Origin of the sequence: Geomonas azotofigens (assembly GCF_018919395.1) — a bacterium.
In the GTDB taxonomy this organism is placed as follows: domain Bacteria; phylum Desulfobacterota; class Desulfuromonadia; order Geobacterales; family Geobacteraceae; genus Geomonas; species Geomonas azotofigens.
In genome coordinates this window covers 596,396-617,429 of record NZ_JAHLME010000001.1, presented here as the reverse complement: position 1 = coordinate 617,429, position 21,034 = coordinate 596,396, and the positions used below count along the sequence as shown (strand labels likewise).

General features: G+C 63.5%; 14 protein-coding genes. All 14 read right to left on the bottom strand.

From position 1 onward, the window contains the following. Positions 1-22: 22 nt before the first annotated feature. Positions 23-2,932 carry an ATP-binding protein gene (locus KOL99_RS02745; protein WP_216508959.1) on the bottom strand — a complete coding sequence of 970 codons (2,910 nt, stop codon included), beginning with the start codon at positions 2,930-2,932 and terminating at the stop codon, positions 23-25. Then, positions 2,929-3,987, bottom strand: coding sequence for an ABC transporter substrate-binding protein (locus KOL99_RS02740; protein WP_216508958.1), 1,059 nt, complete (start codon positions 3,985-3,987; stop codon positions 2,929-2,931). The genes KOL99_RS02745 and KOL99_RS02740 overlap by 4 nt, the downstream gene beginning before the upstream one ends. Positions 3,988-4,222: 235 nt before the next feature. Then, positions 4,223-5,452 carry an OmpP1/FadL family transporter gene (locus KOL99_RS02735; RefSeq protein WP_216508957.1) on the bottom strand — a complete coding sequence of 410 codons (1,230 nt, stop codon included), beginning with the start codon at positions 5,450-5,452 and terminating at the stop codon, positions 4,223-4,225. Between the two features lie 113 nt (positions 5,453-5,565). Then, on the bottom strand, positions 5,566-6,519 hold the full coding sequence (gene corA, locus KOL99_RS02730) for a magnesium/cobalt transporter CorA (RefSeq protein ID WP_199387226.1): 954 nt from the start codon (positions 6,517-6,519) through the stop codon (positions 5,566-5,568). Between the two features lie 118 nt (positions 6,520-6,637). Then, positions 6,638-7,657, bottom strand: coding sequence for a uroporphyrinogen decarboxylase (gene hemE / locus KOL99_RS02725; protein ID WP_199387225.1), 1,020 nt, complete (start codon positions 7,655-7,657; stop codon positions 6,638-6,640). A gap of 79 nt (positions 7,658-7,736) precedes the next feature. Continuing rightward, positions 7,737-8,813, bottom strand: a complete 1,077-nt coding sequence (locus tag KOL99_RS02720) for a radical SAM/SPASM domain-containing protein (protein WP_216508956.1) — start codon at positions 8,811-8,813, stop codon at positions 7,737-7,739. A gap of 215 nt (positions 8,814-9,028) precedes the next feature. After that, positions 9,029-9,784, bottom strand: a complete 756-nt coding sequence (locus KOL99_RS02715; RefSeq protein ID WP_216508955.1) for an ABC transporter permease — start codon at positions 9,782-9,784, stop codon at positions 9,029-9,031. A gap of 92 nt (positions 9,785-9,876) precedes the next feature. After that, positions 9,877-10,803, bottom strand: a complete 927-nt coding sequence (locus KOL99_RS02710) for an ABC transporter ATP-binding protein (protein ID WP_216508954.1) — start codon at positions 10,801-10,803, stop codon at positions 9,877-9,879. A gap of 85 nt (positions 10,804-10,888) precedes the next feature. Further along, positions 10,889-13,039 (bottom strand): hybrid sensor histidine kinase/response regulator, encoded by a 2,151-nt coding sequence (locus KOL99_RS02705; protein WP_216508953.1) that lies wholly within the window; start codon positions 13,037-13,039, stop codon positions 10,889-10,891. Positions 13,040-13,201: 162 nt separating this feature from the next. After that, positions 13,202-14,278 carry a sensor histidine kinase gene (locus KOL99_RS02700; RefSeq protein WP_216508952.1) on the bottom strand — a complete coding sequence of 359 codons (1,077 nt, stop codon included), beginning with the start codon at positions 14,276-14,278 and terminating at the stop codon, positions 13,202-13,204. Between the two features lie 182 nt (positions 14,279-14,460). Next, positions 14,461-15,993 carry a hybrid sensor histidine kinase/response regulator gene (locus tag KOL99_RS02695; RefSeq protein ID WP_216508951.1) on the bottom strand — a complete coding sequence of 511 codons (1,533 nt, stop codon included), beginning with the start codon at positions 15,991-15,993 and terminating at the stop codon, positions 14,461-14,463. Beyond that, positions 15,962-18,247: an ATP-binding protein gene (locus tag KOL99_RS02690; protein ID WP_216508950.1), complete on the bottom strand. Its 2,286-nt coding sequence runs from the start codon at positions 18,245-18,247 to the stop codon at positions 15,962-15,964. The genes KOL99_RS02695 and KOL99_RS02690 overlap by 32 nt, the downstream gene beginning before the upstream one ends. A gap of 81 nt (positions 18,248-18,328) precedes the next feature. Further along, a complete protein-coding gene (locus tag KOL99_RS02685) occupies positions 18,329-19,336 on the bottom strand; it encodes an NAD(P)H-dependent glycerol-3-phosphate dehydrogenase (protein ID WP_216508949.1) in 1,008 nt (335 codons plus the stop codon). Between the two features lie 140 nt (positions 19,337-19,476). After that, a complete protein-coding gene (locus KOL99_RS02680) occupies positions 19,477-21,000 on the bottom strand; it encodes a HEAT repeat domain-containing protein (RefSeq protein WP_216508948.1) in 1,524 nt (507 codons plus the stop codon). Between the last annotated feature and the right edge of the window lie 34 nt (positions 21,001-21,034).

Below are 21,034 nucleotides of genomic sequence, written 5' to 3'. Positions count from 1 at the left end.
GCGGGGATTCGGCCGGACCATCTCACGGTGCCGGGTCGGGATCGACCTCGCCCAGCACCTGCTTGAGCGACACCAGGTCGTAGGGTTTCTGGATGAACAGGGCCCCCTGGTGCCCGGACAAGCGCCGCGCCTCCTCGGCGGCGCTGAAACCGCTGGACAGGACGATGCGCACATCGGGGCGGATGCCCCGCAGATGCTCGGCGGCGGTCATGCCGTCCATCTTTGGCATGGAGAGGTCCATGAGCACCACCCCGATCTCCTCGGCATGCTCCCGGAACAGCGCCACCGCCTCGGGACCGTCGGAGGCGACCATGGTGCGATAGCCAAGCCCCCGGATCATCGCCCGACACACCAAGCGCACCATCTCCTCATCGTCCACAATCAGAACGATCCCCCCTGAGCGCCCGCTAGGCTCTTGCGCTCCCTCGGCCACAGGCAGGTCGGTCGAGGGAGCCTCGTCAGCCACCGCCTGCTTGGCCAGCGCGCGTTCCAGCGCGGTTTCCCTTGGAGCCGGTAGCTCCCGCTCCTCCCGCTCCTCCCGCTTCGTGGCGGCCGTTGTCGCGCCAGCGGCTCCTGCCGCCGGGAAGACGACGCGCATCCTGGTTCCCGCCCCCGGCCGGCTCTCGACGAAGATGGCACCTCCATGCCCCCTGACGATGCCCTGTACCGCTGACAGCCCCAGCCCCCGTCCGGTGAACTTGGTGGAGAAGAACGGATCGAACATGCGCTCGCGGGTGGCCTGATCCATGCCGAAACCGTCGTCGGCAACCTCGACCGACAGGAATCTGCCCGGCTGCGGCTTTTGCTCCAGGCGGCTGTGCGCCAGTTGCGCCACGCCGTAGTCGGCCAGCCCGGTCGCAACCGTAATCGCTCCCCCCTCCCCCGCCGCCTCGATGGCGTTGGTGACCAGGTTCACGATCACCTGCTGCATCTGCCCCGGGTCCGCCTCCAGGAGCGGCAGCCCCGGCTGCAGCTGGACCGCAAAAGTGGCCCCCTTGCGCAGGGATGCCTTCATCAGGTCCACGTTCTCCCCCACCAGCCGGTTCAGGTCCACCAGCTTGACGCTGTACCCCCCCTTCCCGGAGTACGCCAGCATCTGCCTGGTCAGGTCCCCTGCCCTCTTGGTCGCCTGGTGTGCGTTCTCCAAGTACTTGATGGCCGGACTGTCCGGCTCCAGCACGTGGCGCACCAGTTCGACGTTGCCGCCGATGGCCATGAGCAGGTTATTGAAATCGTGGGCGATGCCGCCGGCCAGCACGCCGAGGCTCTCCAGCTTCTGGGTGTGGAGCAGCTGCCGCTCCAGTTCCCCGCGCTCCAATTCCGCCTGCCGCCTGTCGGTGACGTCCTCGCCGGAGCACAACACGCCCTGGATGTTGCCCTCCTCGTCCCGCATCAGGATGTTGTGCCAGGAGATGAGCCGCTCCCCCTTGTCGCGGGTCAGGATCCGGTTCTCGTAGAACTCGAGGAGTTGCTGTTCACCACGCATCAGGGCATCAAAAATCTCACGGATCTTCTTCCTCTGTTCGCGAGGAATGAAGTTGTCAAACCAGTTCAGACCGAGAGGCTCTCCCTGCACCATGCCCAAAAGCTGGGTTCCCGCCCTGTTGATCATCCTGATGCATCCGTCGCTTCCCAGCAGGAGCAGCATGGCACCCGCCAAATCGAGGTAGCGCCGCGCGTTCTCCTTCTCCTGGCGCAGTTCCCTGGTCCTGTCGGCCACCTCCCGCTCCAGGTCCTGGTGCGAGTCCTCGATGCGCCTGGCCATGCTGTTGAAGGCCGTGGCAAGATCCGCGATCTCCTGCGGCACCCCGCTTTTTGCCTCCGTGCGCGCCGACAGGTCGCCGCGCTCCAGGGCCAGCACGGTATTTCTCAGCTCCCGGATCGGCCCGGCCACCCGTCCTCCCCCCCAACCCGCCAGAATCAGCGCGATGGCAATCATGACCAGACCGAACATTGCGGCACGCGCAGTGGTGGAGACCAGCGGCGCAAAGGCCTTTTGGTGGTCTATCGCCACAGCGATCCCCCACCCCTGCGCCACCCCCAGGGGCACGTAGCGGTACGCGGCGAGGATCTGGCGCCCGTCGTCGAGGGTTTCCAGCCGGGAGGACTCGGTCATGGTCATTGCCTGCCGTGACAGTCTTGCCAGCAGCGGGTCCTGTGCCGGCAGGTCCGGCTTGTGTTCCGGCACCGACGCCAGCAACTCCCCCTGTGCCCCGACCAGGATCATCTGGTTCCCTTCGGCATCGGCCACTCCCGGCAGCAGCGCCAGCGCCTCCAGGCTCTGTTGCGGCCTGGTTACGCTGACCAGGACCGCCGGCACCTCCCCCGTTTCCCGCCCGACCCGGTCCCGGATCACAATTTGCCGCGAGATCAGGATCACCGGATGGCCGTTCCCCCAGGCGGTGCCGATCTGCTCTGCAGCTCCCACCGTGAAAGCCACGTTCAGGAACTCGCCGTAACGGTAGCGACTCCCGATCTGATCCGACTCGCTGGCGGCGATAATCTTGCCGTCGGGCGCTATCAGCGCCAGGCTGTCATAGCAATCGGGGGAGGTCCGCTTGAGGGTGGACAGATGCTGGCACAGGAACCGGACCCGGTCCTGGGGAGGGATCGCCGAGGCGGCTTCCTGGTCCAGCAGGGCCGCGGTCGCACCGACGAAATCGTAGGAATTGGCCACCACCGCCAGTTCGGTACGGCGCGAGGCGAGCCAGGTGAGGATCGACTGCTTCTTGTGATCGGCGGCGTTCTCCAGGGCATGGACGATCTCCGCCTCCTTGAGCCCGTGGATACCGACGATCCCCAGCCATGGAGCCCCGTACACCAGTACCAGGATCAGGGCGCCGCACCCTAGCACCGAAAGCACGCTGAAATAGGCGATGACCCGCTCGCGGATGCCCGACAGCCTGGTTGGTCTCCGGCCCGCGGCGCTCATGGCCGGTACTCGAACTCACCCAGCCGGTAGCGCTGGGGGGACTTCAATACCTGCTGCAGCCCGTCATAGGCAAAGGCATGCTCCACCCTCTGGTACGTGGCATCCTGCGGAAGCTTCCCCTGGCGCTTCAGGAAATCGAACTCGTCCTTTAGGGGAAGGTGTCCCGGGAGTCGGACGATAACGGGCGCCGCCGGCACATCGAGAATCTCGCGGCGCGTGATCTCGATGACATGGCCTTGCGCCAGTTTCCGGTGGCGCGGGCTCAACGCCGTGCGGTCAGTTTCCGCCCAGAGCGCAGCCTGCTGCAGATTGGTGTTGCTTTTGCGCATCCAGTTCAGCGCGCGCACCAATCCGGCGGCAAGTGCCAATGCAGCCTGCGGGTCATTGCGTACCAACTGCGCCGATATCACGAAGAAGTCGCTGCTGGCGCCCCGGAACAGCACCCGCGCCTCGGTGTTTTTGGTGAGCGCCAGGGTCGGTGCCGGCTCCCCGGCGGAAAAGGCGTCCACCTTGCCGGACTCGAGGGCCGCGGGCATGGCGTCGATATCCATGGGGACCAAGGTGACATCCCGTTCGAGAAGGCCAACACTCGCCAGCGCCTGCAGCAGGGTATGGTGCGCCGACGATCCCTCCGCGTATGCAACCCGCTTTCTTTTCAACTGCGCCAGCAGAGCGATGTTGCGCCCCACCAGGGAGGTGAAGGTCTTCTTCGCCACCCCCACCACGCATATCCCGGTCCGCACCCCCATCCCGATGGTCGACATGTCGCCCACAATGGCGGCGCTCAGCGAGTTGCCCATGAGAGGGACCATCTCGCTTCCCTTGCGGAAGGGGACGAATTTCAGGAGGTAGCCGGCCGCTTCCAGTTCCCGCTTCAGGATGGCGTCGTGCTCCAGCGCCGCCCCGATCATGGCCGCCGGGTATCCCAAAGGCTGCACGCCGACTTCGATCACGGCCGGCTGGCCGGAAGGGGAGGGGGCCGCGTTCGCTTGATCCCACGGCACGAGGACCAGGACGAGCAGAATGAGGATGTGGCAACGTACTGTCAACAGCATGAAAGTGCTCTCTCAAAACAGGCTGCGGAGCATCAAGCTTCGTCCAAAATCAGGCACCGGAGCGGGTCGAGTCAGTTTAAGGTGGGGCTAAACAGAGTATGAATCTGGTTCATGTATCGGCGAATAAAGATGGCACTTGAGGTTTAAGTTCGGGGAGGCGGTGCAAAGGGAAGGTGCGGTGGTGGTGGGGAAAAATCAACGCCGCCCCCCGGCGGGAGAGCGGCGTTGGTCGCGGTTACATGAAGTGCCAGATCAGGCCCAGATCGTAGGAGGTTTCCCTGACCTTGGACCCGAAAGCGAAGGTGCCGCTGGAATCGGTCTCGCTCATGCTGTTGTCGAGGGCGCACATCCCGCCGACATGGCCTTCAAACCTGCTGGAGAACTGGTATCCGACACCGAAGGTGAAATGATGCTCCGCGATGGCGGGGAAGCCGATCATGCGCAGGTACTCGTAGGAAAGGGTCGGCAGCGTGTTCCCCTGGACCGTGGTGGTCCCGGCGGCGTCGAACCCCTTGTGCAGCTTGACCGGGCTCTTGCCGTAGTTGTACCCCAGGCGCAGGGTGAGGCCTTCGGGGTCCTTGTACTGCAGCCCCAGGGCGTAGACCCACTGGTTCTTCCAGTCGAAATCCTTGTACCCCTCGGCATCCTGCCAGTTGAGCCACTTCACATCGGTTTCGACCAGGAGCTCGTCGTTGGGACGCCAGGCGACACCTGCGGATGCGGTCCGCGGCGACTCCATGCTCAACTCCCGCTTCTGCAGACCGCTGCCGAAGTCGGTGACGTTTTTGTGCGAGATCTTCTCGGGCGTGGTGTAGCTCGCCCCCAGCGAGAAGGAGCCGAGGCGATACAGCGCCCCGAACTGCTCCCCGAACCCGTAGTTGTGCGCGGTTCCCTGGCCGAGGTCGAGCGAACCGTAGAGCAGGTGCATCGAGGTGCCGATGGAAAAGTCAGGCGTCACCAGGAAGGCGATGTTGGGTGCGAATTTGAGGATCTGCAGCTGGGTATAGATGTCCCCCTCGCTGCCGGGATTGCCCTGGTTGAGGTCGATCCCCTTGTTGCGGTAATCGACCCCCATGCCGGTGATGCCGAACATGCCCAGGCCGAAGCGCAGCCGGTCACTGATGGGGGTAATCATGCCGACCGCCGGGATGACGAAGGGCCTCATGTCGCTTTTGGCGGTGGTGCTGGTGGGGCCGACCCTTACCGTGGCCTTGACGGAGGGATCGTAGACGGTGGAGGCGAAGACGAACTCGCTCCCCGGGCAGTAGGGGCCCATGCAGACCGCGGCGGGGTTGGCGAAGATGGCGCTGATGGCATCCTGCGGCGCCGCGACGCCGGCGCCGCCCATGGCGCGGGAGGCCGGAGCCACGCCGATCAGGGTGTCCCCGTTGGTTGCCCGGGCTTCGGGTAAGGAAAAGGAAAGTACCAGTGCTGCCGCCGCTGCCAGGACCGCTCTCTTTGCCATAGGACCGCCTCATTTAATTAGACTTAGGCAGTCTTATAGCACTTTTCTTACAGAGAGTAAACCATCCATTTATTCGTATACAGCAGACAAGGCCATACAGTATCGACTGCTTGTTACAACCATCCCTTGCGCTTGAAGTACCAGTAGGGCGCGAAGCCGGAGATGAGCATCAGCAGCAGGGCCCAGGGGTAGCCGAGCGGCATCTTGAGCTCGGGCAGGAACTCGAAGTTCATGCCGTAGATGCTGGCCACCAGGGTAGGGGGGAGGAAGACCACCGCGGCGATGGAGAAGATCTTGATGATCTGGTTCTGCTCGATGTTGATGAAGCCCTGGGTGGAGTCCATCAGGAAGTTGATCTTGTCGAACAGGAAGGTGGTGTGCGACATCAGGGTCTCGACGTCGCGCGCGATCTCCCTCAGGGTCTCGCTCTGGTCGGTGCGGTCGCGCAGGTGGCGCAACAGGAACGAGATGTCCCGCTGGGTATCCATCAGGCAGAGGCGGATCTTCCCGTTGCTGTCCTCCAGCCGGGCCAGTTTGCCGATGGCGTCCTCGAGTTCGGACTTGTCGTCTTCGAGCACCATGTGGCTCACCCCTTCGAGCTGGCGGTGGATGTCCTCCAGGGTGTCCGCGTGGTTCTCCACCTTCTGGTCCAGCAGGATGACCAGTAGTTCGGCGGGGGAGCGGCACTCGACATGCCCGCGGCGGGCACGCATGCGCAACAGGCGGAAGTCGGCGAGATCCCCCTCGCGGATGGTGATCAGGTGGTTTTGCTGCAGGATGCAGGCGACGGTGAGCGTCATGTGACGCCCTTCGCTCTGGGAGAGGAACAGCGGGTGCACGTGAATCCCGGCCGAGTCCACGAAGCAGCGGGCCGAGATCTCGATCTCGTCGACCTCGTCCGACTCCGGGATGTCGGTGTGCAGCAGCAGCTCGAGGAGATCCCTCTCCTCGTCGTCCGGTTCGTGCGCGTCGATCCAGTCGGCCTTGAGGATCTGGTTCGGGAGGTCTTCCCTCTGGGACTCCATCTCCTTGATGAGCCCGTTATCTATCTTGAAAAGCCTAAGCATGATGCGCTCCTGGCTGGTCCGGCGCCATGTGCCGGCCGTGGCTGCACGGCCGCCGGATCCTTTTACGGGGTCAACAAAAAGGGCGGCCTCGTCGGCCGCCCTTGTCTGTGGTCCAGAATTATTTCTGCGTCAGGCGGTGCACGCAGTCGACCATGAAGATCGCGTTTTCCGGCGGGACGGTGGGGAGGATGCCGTGGCCCAGGTTGAAGATGAGGCCCGGCCTGCCGGCGTTCTCGTCCAGCACGCGCTTCACTTCGCGCTCGATGATCTCCTTGGGGGCGAAGAGCACGGTCGGGTCGAGGTTGCCCTGTACCGCCATGTCGCCCAGGATGTCGCGGGCCTTGCCCAGGTTGACGTGCCAGTCGAGACCCATGACGTCGCCGCCGGCCTCTTTGACGATCTCCAGCATGGTGCCGGCGCCCTTGACGAAGTGGATGACCGGGACGTTGGTGCGGTTCAGGCCGTTGATGAGGCGCTGGGTGTAGGGGAGGACGTAGCGCTCGTAGTCGGACGGGGAGAGCATGCCGCCCCAGGTGTCGAAGATCTGGATGGCCTGCGCGCCGGCAGCGATCTGGGCGTTCAGGTACTCCATGTCCATGGTGGTGATCTTGTCCATCAGGGCCGCGTAGACTTCCGGCTCGGCGTACATCATCTTCTTGAGGGCGGCGAAGTCCTTGGAGCCTTTGCCCTCGACCATGTAGCAGGCGAGGGTGAACGGCGCACCGCCGAAGCCGATCAGGGGCACCTTGGCAGCGAGCTCTTTGCGGAGCAGTTTGACGGCGTCCAGCACGTAGGGGACGTCGGTCTCCATTTTCGGGATCTTGAGCGCCTCGACGTCGGCCATGGTGCGGATCGGCTTGGTGAAGACGGGACCCGGGGTGAAGTCGAGTTCCATGCCCATCGGCTCGATCGGGGTCAGGATGTCGGAGAAGAGGATGGCGGCGTCGACGCCCAGGATGTCCACCGGCTGAATGGTCACTTCAGCGGCGAGTTCCGGGGTCTTGCACAGTTCCAGGAAGGTGCATTTGGAGCGGACGCGCATGTAGTCGGGGAGATAACGGCCAGCCTGGCGCATAAGCCATACGGGCACTCGGTCAACCGGCTTACCCCAACAAGCGTCTAAAAAGCGAGTATTCATAGTAATCCTCCTGGGTGAAATTTTAGAAAATTGAAGATCCCCCTCCCCCCTTGCGGGGGAGGGACGGGGGAGGTTAGCTTTATTTCTGCTCTTTTCTCTGCACCTTGATCGGCACGTAGTTGCAGAACGGCTCCTCCGCCATGTAGTCGCCGTACACCGCGTCGGCGCGGGCGCGGCAGCCGCCGCAGACGTTCAGGTACTCGCAGTCGCCGCACTTCCCCTTGTAGGCTTTGAAGTCGCGCAGGTCCTTGAAGATCTCCGAGTTCTCCCAGAGTTCCTTGAAGGGGGTCTCCTTGACGTTGCCGGCGGTCCTGTGGAAGTAGGAGCAGGGTTTCAGGTTGCCGAAGCAGTCGATGAGGCAGATGGTCTGCGCGGCGATGCACCCCTTGCCGCCGCCGGTGGAGAAGGTGAGCGAGCGGCGCTCGAACTTCTCGCCTTCCGCCTTGGCCTTTTGCGGCACGATGCGGTAGTAGTGCGGCGCGCAGGTGGGACGCATGAGGATGTCGTCCTCGTTCTTCTCCTGGTGATAGTGCCAGTCGAGGATCTCCTCGTAGTCCTCCTTGGAGATCAGTTCGCTCATGATGTCCTCGCCGCGGCCGGTCGGGACGATCATGAACATGTACCAGGCGGTGGCGCCGATCGACTTGGCCACCTTGAAGGTGTTGGCGATGTCGGTCTGGTTCCTCTTGGTGAAGGAGGAGTTGATCAGGAACTTCTGGCCGTGCTTTCTGAACAGCTCGGCCGCCTTCATGACGCCGTCGAAGGCGCCCGGGCACTGGCGGAAGTCGTCGTGAACCTCGGCGCAGGAGCCGTCCAGGGAGAGCGACACCATCTTGATGTCGGCCTTCTTCATCTTCTCGCAGACCTCGTCGGTGACGAGTGAACCGTTGGTCGCCATGCACATCCTGAGGCCCAGCGAGGTACCGTATTCGGCCAGTTCGAAAATATCCGGCCTCATCAGCGGCTCGCCGCCGGAGAGAACCACGACCGGCTTCGAGAAGTCAGCGATTTCCTTGAGGAGCTTCTTCCCTTCCTCGGTGGTGAAGTCACCTTCCGACGAAGTCATCTCGGACGAGCAGCGGCAGTGCACGCATTTGAGGTTGCAGCGCTGGGTGGTTTCCCAGGCGATCCATTTGGGTACGAACTCTTCGGCCATGGCATCTCCAATAGTTACCCTGGAAAGCGTTGCGATGCGGCGGGGGGCTAATCGACTCGGGCAGGGAACGAATTCACGCCAAAAACGGTCGGCTCTGCGACAAGGTACGCTCGGTTTGCCTGCTGTTCGACACGGCGTCTGAAGCGGCATCCAGGAGGTAAAAAGTTTACTGCAAACTTTACTATGAAAGCCTCGCTGAACTCAAGAAGAATCGCTTATTCCGCCATTTTACGGTTGAACGTGTAAACAGCAACGGCGAAACAGAAGGCGGCGCTGAGTACCAGGTTGACCAGGTAGTGGGTAGGAATTGTTCCTGTCAGGAGGGCGTCCCGCGCTCCTTCGAATACGGCGGTCGTGGGGAGGAGCTGTATCAGTGGCAGAATGGATGCGGGGTACGATGAAAGCGGGAAGAAGATTCCGGCCATGAAGATGAGCGGGACGATGATCACGGACTGCACCCGTCCGATGTTCTCCGGCTTGTCTATGACAGTGCCGCAGATGGTGCCGAGACAGGAGAAGGTCATGGATGACAGTGCGATGCACAAAAGGTACATCGGCAGGTTGGCGTAGTCGATGCGGAAGGGGGTGAGGAACAGGATCACCAGGAAGACGACGGTCCCCTTGACCGCCCCTTGCGAAAAGCCGGAGAAGATCTTGCCGATGACGATGTCGTACACGGTGACCGGGGTGACCCGGTACTCCTCGATGGTGCGCTGCACCTTGCGGTGGAACCACATGCTCCAGGAACTCTCGTCGAAGGCCGCGTTGACCGCGGTCATCGAGATGAGGCCCGGCGCGATGAAGAGAGGGTAGGGTACGCCGTTGACGTCGGTGATATACCCCTTGAGTCCGAAGCCGAAGGCGAGGTAGAGGGTGAGCGGGTAGGCGACCACGGAGACGAGCTCCGAGATGATGCTGCGCTTGAGCACCAGCATGTCCCTGCCCCAGATGGAAAAAGCGCCTTTGAACATAAGAGAACCCGTTCTAGGTTCTACGTTCTAGGTTCTACGTTGAAGGCCTTAAACCTAGAACATAGAACGTAGAACGTAGAACGGTTTCTTTGTTATTCCCTGACTTTTTCCCCGGTCAGCGAAATGAACACGTCCTCAAGGCTCGGCTCCTTGAGGCAGATGCGGCGGATGTCCGAGCCGCAGAGGTGGTCCATGAGCGGCTTTATGGACTCCTCGTCGGCCAGGGTGATCTGAAAGAGACTCCCTTCGCGCTCGACTCCCTTGACGAAGGAAAGCCCGGCCAGCACCCCCTGGTAGCGGTCGGCATCGCGGCGAAACTCCACCTGGTAGGTGTGGGCCCGGGAGAAGGCATCCTTCAACTGCGCGGCGGTGCCGTCGGCGAGACAGGTGCCGTGATCCATGATCATGATCCGGTCGCACAAGGCGTCGGCCTCGTCCATGTAGTGGGTGGTCAGAAAAACGGTCATGCTCCGGCGCAGCCCCCGGATGTGGTCCCAGAGAGAACGCCGGGACTGCGGGTCCAGCCCGGTGGTGGGCTCGTCGAGAAAGAGGACCCGGGGCTCGTGCACCAGGGCGCGCGCCACGACGAGTCGGCGCTGCATCCCTCCGGAGTAGGTGTCGGGGAAATCGTGCTGACGCGCGGCGAGCCCGGTCATCTCCAGAAGCTGGTCGATGCGCGGGTTGTAAGCGGCCGGACGCATGCCATGCAGCCTCGCGTGCAGGACCAGGTTCTCGCGCGCGGTCAGGTAGCGGTCCAGGTTGTTTTCCTGCGGGACCACACCGATCAGCCGGCGCACCTCCTTGCCCGCCGTGAGGACACTGTGCCCCTCGACGAAGGCGTCACCAAGGGTAGGGCGCATCAGGGTCGTGAGGATCTTGATGAGAGTGGTCTTGCCGGCGCCGTTGGGACCCAAGAGGCCGAAGACGGTGCCGCGCTCCACCTCCAGGGAAAAGGCGTCCACGGCGGTGAACCCGTCGTAGCTCTTGGTGATCTCATGGAGTGTGATGGCGTGATTCATACACCGCCCCGAACAGGGATAAAAGGGATAACAGGGATGAAGGCGCATAAACGAGGAGTTATCCCATTTATCCCTTTTATCCCTGTTAATTTTGCAGTGGGAAAAGAAGCGAGAAGGTGCTGCCCCCCCCCGACGCCTCTTCCACCCAGACCGCCCCCTCGTGGGCGTCCATGATGCCCCGCACGATGGAGAGGCCGAGCCCGGACCCCTTGGACATGAAGGCGGTATCGCCGGAGGAGTGGTGGGCGATGTCCCCGACCCCGTAGAACTTTTCGAAGATCCGCACCCGCTCGTCGGCGGGAATCCCGATGCCGTTGTCGCTCACCTGCAACAGGTAATAGCCCGGGGCCGTGGCGATGTTGTTGGGGAAGGCGGAATAGAAATGCCGCAGCGTCGGAGTCAGTTCCTTTAACTGCGCATGCTTCAACACCCGCCCGGAGAGCCGTACTTCGCCCCCGTCGTGGGTGAACTTGATGGCGTTTTCCATGAGGTTGCGGATGGCGAGGGTGACGAAGGCCTCGTCGACCGGGACGTCGGTCTCCTCTCCGCCGATGCTCACCGTGATGTGCCGCTCGGAGAGCGGCAGCGCGAAGAGGTTGTGCACCTCGCGACAAAGCTGAATCAGGTTGGCGGGCTTTTTCTGGGCGAGCGGCCCCTGGGCCTCGATCCTGGAAATCGAGAGAAGATCCTCGACCAGCTTTCTCAGCTGGACGGTTCCCTCGTAGACCGATGCCAGGATGCTGTGCTGCTCCGGGGTCATCGGGATCCCGGAATACTTCAGCAGGAACTCGGCCCCGCCCATGATGGAGGTGATCGGCGTCTTGAGCTCGTGCGAGGCGATGCCGATGAAGTTGTTCTTGGCGGTGTTGAGGCGCCCCAGCTCGATGTTGGCCCGCTTCACCTTCTGCAGGTTTTCCTTGAGCTCCATCTTGCTCTTGTAGAGCTCCTCGGCCTTCTCCTTCATCTTGTCGTAGAGGCTGTAGTTGTCGATGAGGACGGCGAGCTGACCGGCGATGGAGCAGAGCAGGAAGACGTCGCGGTCGCTGTAGCTGCGTCCCGACAGCGTCCCCACCGTCATCACCCCCATGACCTCCTGGCCGATCTTCAAGGGGACCGTGCACCAGGAGTGCAGCCCCATGGCGACCGCCGCCTTCTTGGCCTTGTCCGGGAAGCGCGCGTCCGGTTCCTCCCCCAGAAAGGGGCGACCGCTCTGCGCCAGCCGGTTCCACTCCGCATCGGCGGGGAGCGACGTCATCGCCTTCTCGAAGGCTGGGGAGAGCCCGAGCGAGGCACGGATCCGCAGTTTATCCCCCTCGAACAGGTGGATGCAGGAGAAGTCCATCTGCAGCATGTTGTGCAGTTGGAACAGGAGGTCACCCATGACCTTCTCCACCCCCTTGGTGTACTGCAGGCGGAAAGCCACGGCGTAAAGGGTGAGGAGCTCGCGGTCGCTGGTGCGCTTCTCCTCCTCGACCTCACGCCGCTTGGTGATGTCCTTGATGATATGAACGAAACCGCGGTCGTTCCCCTCGATGCGCATGGGGTAGCTGGCCACGTTGTACCAGCCGCTCAGGTTGGGGAAGCGGACATCCTCGTCGGTCTCATCACCCTGCATGTGCAGGAAGCGGAACACCTTCCCCTCGGGCTGCTCCGATCCGAAGAAGATCTCGTCGATGCGCTTGCCGAGAACGGCGTCGTAGCCACCGGGGAAGTAGGCCGAGACCCGGCCGTTGCAGCGGGAGATGACACCTTCGGCGTCGGTGATGATGATGAGGTCGGAGACGGCGTCGAACACCGATTCCCACTCCGCCTTGCCGCGGCGCACCTTGTCCTGGGTGAGGCGATGGGTCCTGCGCTCCGCGGCCTCGCGCAGCTCTCGTTCCACCACCGGTACCAGGCGGGCGAGGTTCCCCTTCATCAGGTAGTCGTTGGCGCCCGATTTCATGGCGGCGACGGCGAGGTCCTCGCCGATCTTGCCGGAGACGATGATGAACGGGAGGTCCTGGCCGCTTTCGTGCAGCACCCGCAGGGCGCCGAGGGCGTCGAAGGAGGGCATGCTGTAGTCGGAGATGACGACGTCCCACTTACGCCCTTCCAGCGCGAGCCGCATCCCCTCGGCGGTCTCCACCCTCAGGTGCTCGAGCTTGTAGCCACCGCGCACCAGTTCCCGGACCAGCAGCAGGCTGTCTTCCAGCGAATCCTCAACCAGCAGAACTTTAAGCTCTTTCGCGACCATAAAACCTCAACTGACAATTAACGATGGACAACAGACGAGGCCTGACCTCACGGGCAGCATCCGTTCTTGACAAAGCCGCGACCCGCGGGCGGATAACATTGTCAACGGTGACCCGCGGGTTGTCAATGCGACGCCCTTTTCACGTCCATTGTCAATGGTCAATCATCCATTGTCATCCTTGCTCAACGTGAAGCAGAAGGTAGCCCCCTTCCCGGGTGCGCTTTCGGCCCAGATCCTGCCGCCATGGCGGGTCACGATGCGCTGGGCTATGGAAAGCCCGACGCCGCTCCCCTCGAACTCGTCGGCACGGTGCAGCCTGTGGAACACCGTGAAGAGCTTCTCCGCGTAGGCCATGTCGAAACCGGCGCCGTTGTCGCTGACGAAGTAGACCGGCCGCCCCGCTTCTTCCCTCACCCCGAACCTGATCCGGGCGTCGGGAGTCTTGGAGCTGAACTTCCAGGCGTTGCCGATCAGGATCTCCAGGAGTTGCCGCGCCAGCTTCGGATCGGCCTGCGCCTTGACCCCCTCCGCGATCTCGAACTCGACCGGGCGTTGCTGCTCCCTGTGCTTGAGCTCCAGCGCGATCACCTGGGCCTTGACGCTGAGATCGACCTCGCGCGGGTCCAGCTCGCACCGTCCCGCCCGCACCAACTGCAACACCGCGTCGATGAGCTGCGCCATCTTGCCGGTCGCCTGGCAGATCCGGACCAGGTACTCCTGCCCCTGCCCCCCCAACTGCTCGCCGTAATCGTCCAGAAGCGCCCGGCTGAACCCGTCGATGTGCCTCAAGGGGGCCCTGAGGTCGTGGGAAACGGAATAGCTGAAAGCCTCAAGCTCCCGGTGCGCCGCCTCCAGCTGCGCCAGCTGCTCGGTCACCTGGCGCCGCAGTTCCTGGTCCTGTCCCTCCTGGGTCGGGGCGGGCTGCCGCACCAGCACCAGGTGGGCCGGTTCGCCCTGGAAGGTGACCGGGCGCCAGGTGAGCTGCAACTCCAGCTCCGTGCCGTCCAGGCGGCGTTGCCGGCAGGGGATTACCCGGTCCTGGTCCCCGGCGGGGGGAACCACCGGGCCAAGGTGGGAGAGGTCCAGCTCCAGGAACTGGTTGCGCCGGTACCCGTAGAGGGTCAGGGCGGCCTCGTTGACAGCCAGGAACCGCCCGGTGTCACGGTGGCGGACCCACATCGCTTCGGGGTTTTCCTCGAACAACTCGCGGTATCCCGCATCGCTTTCTCGCAGCGCCACTTCGCCCTCCCCAGCACAAGATCATGTCATGGTAACTGCCGGCACTCCCATGAGAGGTTCCCCTCTCCGACGCTGCTCTACTTTACTATATTTGCAAAAAGAAAAAAGGAGATAATTAAAGAACGCTGCAAAAGATCCTCATTTGCCCCTCTCCGCCGGTGACTCATGAAGCGTCGACACCGTCACTCCTCCGGATCCTCCGGCTGCGCGGGAAGCAGGATGGTGAAGATGCTGCCGGCCCCCGGCTCGCTCTCGGCCCATATGTAGCCGCCGTGGGCATCCACGGCCTTCCTGCAGAAGGCGAGGCCCAGGCCGGTGCCGCGGGTCTTCCCCTGGCGACGGTTTCTGGCCTGGACGAAGCGGTCGAAGATGGAACCAAGCGATTCCTCCGGGATGCCGACCCCGCTGTCGCGCACCCTGATCCGAACGAACTCCCCCTCCACGGGGAGCTGCTGCGGCGCGTAGTTCTGCTCCGGGACCTTCCCGGTCACCGAGGCGGGGTCGCGCACCAGGTCGGCCGATACCTCGATCTCCCCCCCTTCCGGGGTGAATTTCACCGCGTTGGAGAGGAGGTTCCCCATGATGCGGTTGAAGGAGGAACGGTCCGCCGAGACCGGAGGGAGGCCGGAGGGGAGGGTGGTGAAGAGGTTGATGGCGCCGCGTTGCGCCAGGGTCTGGAACTTGGTGACGCTGCGGTTGACCAGTGCCCCCGGGTCCTCGTCCCTGAAGCTGAGCTTCATCTTGCCCGCCTCGAACTTGTGGATGCCGAGCAGGGTGTCGATCATCTCCACCATCTCCTCGCAGCTCTCGATGGCGGCGTTCAGGTACTCGCGCTGGTCCGGCGTGATCGGGCCGAGCTTCGCCTCGCGCACCAGGTCGATGGAGCCGACCACCGCCGTGATGGGCGACTTCAGGTCGTGCGAGAGCATGCTGACGAAATCTTCCTTCTCCTGCTCCAGTTCTTTGAGCTTGGAGATGTCGCGGATGATCTCGACGCTCCCGACCAGCTCACCGGCCGAGTTCTTCAGCGGCGCCGCCGACGAGAGCACCGGCACCTGCTGCCCGGCGATCTGGAGCTGATAGGCGACATCCAGGCAGGGTTCCCCCGAGCGCAGCACGGTCCGGGCCGGAAGTTCGCCTCCCGGCACATCGGCTTTCAACACCTCTTCCAGGACCTTCCCCTCGATGCCCCCGTCGCGGGAGAGGACCCTTTCCGCCTGGCGGCTGGCAGTGATGATGGTCCCGTGCAGGTCGACGGCCAGCAGAAGGTCCGCCATCCCCTGGAGTACCGCCGCCATCTTGAGGCGCTCCTCGTCCAACTGCCGTTGCAGCTTGGCGTTTTCCTTCCTGGTGCGGTCGATGCCGATGGCGCGCTCCACCTTTTGCAGCATGTCGTCGGAGGAGAAGGGCTTGGAGATGTAGTCCAGCGCACCCTTTTTCATGGCGTCCACCGCGATGTCCTCGCTGCCGTGCGCGGTCATCATCACCACCGGGGTCTGGTCGCTGCGGATCCGGCTCAACACTTCCAGACCGTCCATGCGGGGCATCTTGATGTCCAGCATGATCAGGGAAAAATGCTCGCGCTCGATCGCCTCCAGCGCCTCTACCCCGTCGCGGGCCCGCTCGGTCTCGTAACCGGCGTCTTCCAGCTGCAGCTTGAGGATGAGGGCGATGTCCGCCTCGTCATCCACTATAAGAATTTTGTCCTTTGGCATCGGTCTCCCCTATGATCGGTACGGTGAAGCTGAAGGTGTTGCCGCGCTCCTGGGCGGCGGTGTAGAAGATCCGGCCGTGATGGCGCTCGATGATCTCCTTGCAGATGGCGAGCCCCAGGCCGGTCCCTCCCACCTTGCCCCGTTCCTGGCACTCTATCTGCTGGAATTTCTTGAAAAGCTTGTCGCGGTCCGACCACTGGATCACGCGCCCCTTGTCGGCCACCGACACCACCACGTAGTTCCCTTCCTGCTCCGCGCTGATCATCACCACCTTACCCTCTGGGGAGAACTTGACCGCGTTGGAGAGGAGGTTGGTGATCACCTGGATCAGGCGGTCGCTGTCGCCGTACACCATGGGGAGGTGCTCTCCGACCGTGTTGACGATGGTGATGTCGCGCCCCATGGCGTAGGACTTGATCTCCTCCACAGCGTAGACGGTGAGTTCGCCGATGGAGACCGGCTTGAACTTGAACACCATCCCACCGGACTCGATCCCGGAGATGTCGAGTATCTCGCTGATCAGCCTGATCAGGCGCTGCGTGTTGCGGAAGCAGACGGTGAGCAGCTGCCGCTCGGTGTCGGTGAGCCACTTGCTCCTGGTCAAAAGCAGTTGCAGCGATCCCTTGATCGAGGTGAGCGGCGTCTTGAGCTCGTGCGAGACGGTCGAGATGAACTCCGTCTTCATCCGGTCCACCTGCTGTTCCACGGTGACGTCGCGGATGGAGAGGACGATGCCGGCGAAATTGCCGAACTCGTCGGAGAGCGAGGAGAGGTAGACGTGCAGCCGCTTCCCCTTTACCGTCAGCTCCTCCTTGGTCCCGCCCCCCCGGTCCGGCTGCGAGAGGTCCCTGATCCGCTCCAGGAGCGGGGTGAAACCGACCAGTTCGCAGACATGCTCGAAGGGCTGCCCGATCACGCGGTGCGGCACCATGCCGAAAAGCTGCTGCGCGGCGGGGTTGAAGAGCACCACCCGGTTGTCCAGGTCGGTCACCAGGACCGCCTCGGCGAGACTGGTCAACACCGCCTCCAGCCGTCCCATCTCCATGGCCAGGGCCGAGGTCCGCTGGTCCACCATCCGCTCCAGCTGCTCGTTCAGCTCCTGCAGGTCGCCGGTCTTCCTGTTGATGATGGAATCACGCTCCTTGAGCGCCTGCACCATCTTGTTGAAGGAGGAGGCGAGCACCCCCACCTCGTCATCCTGGTGCCCCTCGACCCGCTGGTCCAGGTCCCCCTCCCCGATCCTGCTGGCGCTCCATGCCAGTTGCCGCAGCGGGCCGGTCAGGTGCCGGGAGGCCAGGAAGGCGAGGCCGAACGAACAGATGATGCCGATGAAGGCGGAGGCGAGGATGTTGCCGAGGTTTTCCCGCTTGGTTTCCCTGAACCTCTCGGTGGCGACGGCCACGGAAATGGCGCCGACGAATTCGCCTCGGCTGTTCAGGATGGGGTCGATGACCGTCTCGTAGTCCCGCGACCCGATGCGTGCCTCGCCCCGGTAGACCTCGCCCCGCTCCAGCACGTCGATCACCTGCGGCGCGAGGATGGAGGAGTCGCGCAGGGCGGTCGGCAGGCTGCTGGCGATGCGGAGGTCGCGCTGGGTGATGCTCACCTCCACGTCGCGGCTGGATACCTCCTGCAGATCAGCGGGGAGCGTGGCGTGGTTGTTGAGGACCTCCCCGGCGACGATACACCCCACGACCTTGCCGTCATCGCCAAGAACCGGTACCACCACCGTGTTCACCAACGCCTCCGCGTTGCTCTCCTGTTCGCAGTAGCGCTTCGCTCCCGCCTGGCACAGCACTACCGCCGGCAGGATCTCGGTGGAGGCGACCACCCGTTTTCCCGCCAGGGACTGGTCCAGCACTCCCGGCAGGTACAGCTCCTCACCGGTGGAACTGTCGCTCCCCGCCACGATCCTCTTTTTGCCATCGAGCACCAGCAGGAAGTCCAGGTAGGGGAGCACCTTGTGCACCACTTTGAGCCGGTCGTCCAGCCAGCCACGGTCCCGTGCCAGCAGGTGTTCCTGCACCAGCTTGGAGGTGGCCGGTTGCAGCAGCGAGTACTTCACGACCTTGGCGCGGTCGAGGTACTGGCTGCGGGCGTAGGTGAGGTTGGTTTCCAGGTTACGGTCGACCTCTGTGCGCAAGGAGGCGCTCATGGTCTTCATGGTCGAGTAGATCAGGGTGGAATAGGAGATGAGAAGAATGGCGAGAATGGACAGGAGCAGTTTGGTTCTTATGCCAAAGCGTGGTTGCATTACCTATCCTTGGTGAAACAGGCGAGGTCAAGGTTGAGGTTGAGAACTTCTCTTAACCTTAACCTCGACCTCAACCTGCTGTTAAGCTCCTTCGGCCTTCAGGTTCCTGGTCATCAGTTCCAAGACCGCCTCGCGGGCCGGCTTGTTCTGGTAGAGCATCTGGTACATCTGGTCGATGATCGGCATCTCTACCCCGAGCTTCTTGGCGAGGTTGTAGGCGGATTCGGTGGTCTTTACCCCTTCGGCGACCATGCGCATCTCGCCGAGGATCTCGTCAAGGCGCCGCCCCTTGCCGATCTGGATGCCGACGCTGCGGTTCCTGGACAGGTCGCCGGTGCAGGTGAGCACGAGATCCCCCATCCCGGCCAGACCCGCGAAGGTGGCCGGCTGGGCCCCCATGGCGAGCCCCAGGCGGGTCATCTCGGCAAGGCCGCGGGTGATGAGGGCCGCGCGGGTGTTGCTGCCGAAGCCGAGGCCGTCCGAAATGCCGGCGGCGATGGCGATGACGTTCTTGATGGCGCCGCCCAGCTCGACTCCCACCACGTCGGAGTTGCGGTAGACCCGGAAGAAGTTGGTGTTGAAGGCTTCCTGCACCCGGCGTGCGATCTCCTCGCTGGCCGCGGCGGCGGCGACGGCGGTCGGCATCTCCTGGGCCACTTCGCGCGCAAAGCTCGGGCCGGAGAGGGCGGCGAACCGGGCGTACATCTCGGGGGGGAGGATCTGCTGGTAGATCTCGGAAACCGTGGCCAGGGTGTCGACCTCGATCCCCTTGGAGGCGGAGATGATCACCGCGTCCCTCGGGATGAAGGGGAGGGAGTTGCTGATCACCCGGCGTACCAGTTGGGACGGCACCACGCAGAGCACCATGGTGCAGCCGCGGTAGGCCTCCTCGAGGTCATTGGTGAAGGCGAGGCTTTCCTGCAGCTTGATCCCGGGCAGGAAGAGGTCGTTCTCCCCGGTGTCGCGCATGGTGACGACCAGCTCGGGCTCGTAGGCCCAAAGGGTGACGGCGTGCCCCTTCTTGGCGAGCAGGTCGGCCAGGGTGGTGCCCCAGCTCCCCGCGCCTATTACAGCGACTTTCTCTAGCATCTATTCAAGCCCTCGTACCGTGTCTCTAGCCCTCATGAGGACTTCATTGTAGCACAAATAATGAAAATTCTGCCTGCGCTGGCTTCCGCCAGCTGCATCCACATCTCCCTCCGGTAGAGGGTCGGGGTGAGAGCGTTCCGCTACAGCTCTTCCACCGCCCTCAGCGGCGGCTCGTCGCCGCGCTCCAGCGATTCCCGGGCGATCTCCATGCTTTCCAGGGCGAAGCGGCGCAGGAACGGGTGCAGATGGTGCGGCAGCGGGTTGTCGATCAGGCTGTCGGCGAGTCGTACGATGCGTGCCACCTCGAGGTTGTCCCTGCCGCAGCGGCGCATCAGGTCGGCGCTGACGAGCAGCCGCTCCCGGATCAGCTCCAGTTCCGGAGCTATCAGCTCTGAGCAGAAGCGCTCGATCACCTGGTCGCTCCCCTTGCCGCTGCGGTATTCCTCGGCGAAATCGTAGACCCGCTGTGCGGCCATGAACCAGCCGGAGAAGAAGGAGTCGGCGAAAAGCCGCTGGGCCAGTTGGTCCCCTTCCTGAAAGCTGAGCACGCGGGAGCGGGGGAGGTCGGTCAGTTTTTCGGAGTACCGCGCCGGCGTCATGTCCTCCCCGGCGAAGATGCCGCGCCTCATGTAGAAGTCGGCGGGAAGGTAGCAGAGATCGCGACTCCAGTAAAGGGCGTCGCGCACCAGGTCCAGCAGGTACCCCGGCGCCACCTCGATCAGGTCGTCCTGCATGCGGAAGCCTTCCACCTCGGCGGAGAAGTTGTCCAGGGTAAGCTCGCCGGCGCCCCACGCCGCCAGCACCCCGCGTCTTTCGTGCACCTGCAGGTACAGCACGGTGACCGTGTCCGCGCTTACCCAGCGGGACAGCAGCAGCGAACGGTAACCGTCCCCGTCGGGGGGAGTGGCGTAGGCGGCATGGTACGGGAGCAGCCTGCGCGGCGGCGGCACCGCGACGCCGAGGAAGCTGAGCCGGCGCAGCGCCTTCTCCGCGTGGGGAGCGAGCTCCGCGCCGCAGTCGGCCAGGAAGTCCTGCAGCACGCGGGCCGCGCGCGTATCCCTTATTTTCCCCAGGGCAGCCAGAGCGGCGTGCACGATGTCACGATCCTCGTGCCAGAGCATCGCCTCCAGCAGCCGGGGTGAGTTGAGGTCGCCCGACTGGCACAGCTCCCGGATCACGATCTGCTGCACCTCGGCGGGGTAGGAGAGGAAGTCGTCCAGGAAGGTGACCATCCCTTCCTCGCCCAACTGCATGGCGCCCTGTACCTGCTGCCCCAGCGAGGTGCCGCCGGAGGCTCCCTTCTCCTGCTTAAAGGGCGGGGAGTTGACGTCGACGCCGTACCCTTCCAGCGCGATCAACAGGGCGGCCTTGCCGTCGGCAGCAAGATCCTGGCGCTTGAGCGCGATCTGGATCAGCTGGTCGAGCCAGTCCTCGGTATCGAAGAAGTCCAGGATGTAGGCGTACTTGGTGATGAGTTCGCCCGAGTTCTCGCGCCAGAGTTCCCGCACCAGCGGACGCAGCGCGCGTTTGCCGGCCTGCTGGAACTTGTGGCCGATCCGTTCCATCTCGTGGATGGAGATGCCGTCACCCTTCAGCCGCACCAGGAGATCCAGAATGTCGCGACGCTCGTTGAGGGAGTTGTCTACCTTCTCGCTCTGTTGCATGGGCCTACCCTTTTTTCACCGCATGGCACCCCTC

Excerpts from the sequence above, each read along its gene's own strand:
- KOL99_RS02745 (WP_216508959.1), bottom strand. The coding sequence starts at position 2,932 with ATGAGCGCCGCGGGCCGGAGACCAACCAGGCTGTCGGGCATCCGCGAG.
- KOL99_RS02740 (WP_216508958.1), bottom strand. The coding sequence starts at position 3,987 with ATGCTGTTGACAGTACGTTGCCACATCCTCATTCTGCTCGTCCTGGTC.
- KOL99_RS02735 (WP_216508957.1), bottom strand. The coding sequence starts at position 5,452 with ATGGCAAAGAGAGCGGTCCTGGCAGCGGCGGCAGCACTGGTACTTTCC.
- corA (WP_199387226.1), bottom strand. The coding sequence starts at position 6,519 with ATGCTTAGGCTTTTCAAGATAGATAACGGGCTCATCAAGGAGATGGAG.
- hemE (WP_199387225.1), bottom strand. The coding sequence starts at position 7,657 with ATGAATACTCGCTTTTTAGACGCTTGTTGGGGTAAGCCGGTTGACCGA.
- KOL99_RS02720 (WP_216508956.1), bottom strand. The coding sequence starts at position 8,813 with ATGGCCGAAGAGTTCGTACCCAAATGGATCGCCTGGGAAACCACCCAG.
- KOL99_RS02715 (WP_216508955.1), bottom strand. The coding sequence starts at position 9,784 with ATGTTCAAAGGCGCTTTTTCCATCTGGGGCAGGGACATGCTGGTGCTC.
- KOL99_RS02710 (WP_216508954.1), bottom strand. The coding sequence starts at position 10,803 with ATGAATCACGCCATCACACTCCATGAGATCACCAAGAGCTACGACGGG.
- KOL99_RS02705 (WP_216508953.1), bottom strand. The coding sequence starts at position 13,039 with ATGGTCGCGAAAGAGCTTAAAGTTCTGCTGGTTGAGGATTCGCTGGAA.
- KOL99_RS02695 (WP_216508951.1), bottom strand. The coding sequence starts at position 15,993 with ATGCCAAAGGACAAAATTCTTATAGTGGATGACGAGGCGGACATCGCC.
- KOL99_RS02690 (WP_216508950.1), bottom strand. The coding sequence starts at position 18,247 with ATGCAACCACGCTTTGGCATAAGAACCAAACTGCTCCTGTCCATTCTC.
- KOL99_RS02685 (WP_216508949.1), bottom strand. The coding sequence starts at position 19,336 with ATGCTAGAGAAAGTCGCTGTAATAGGCGCGGGGAGCTGGGGCACCACC.
- KOL99_RS02680 (WP_216508948.1), bottom strand. The coding sequence starts at position 21,000 with ATGCAACAGAGCGAGAAGGTAGACAACTCCCTCAACGAGCGTCGCGAC.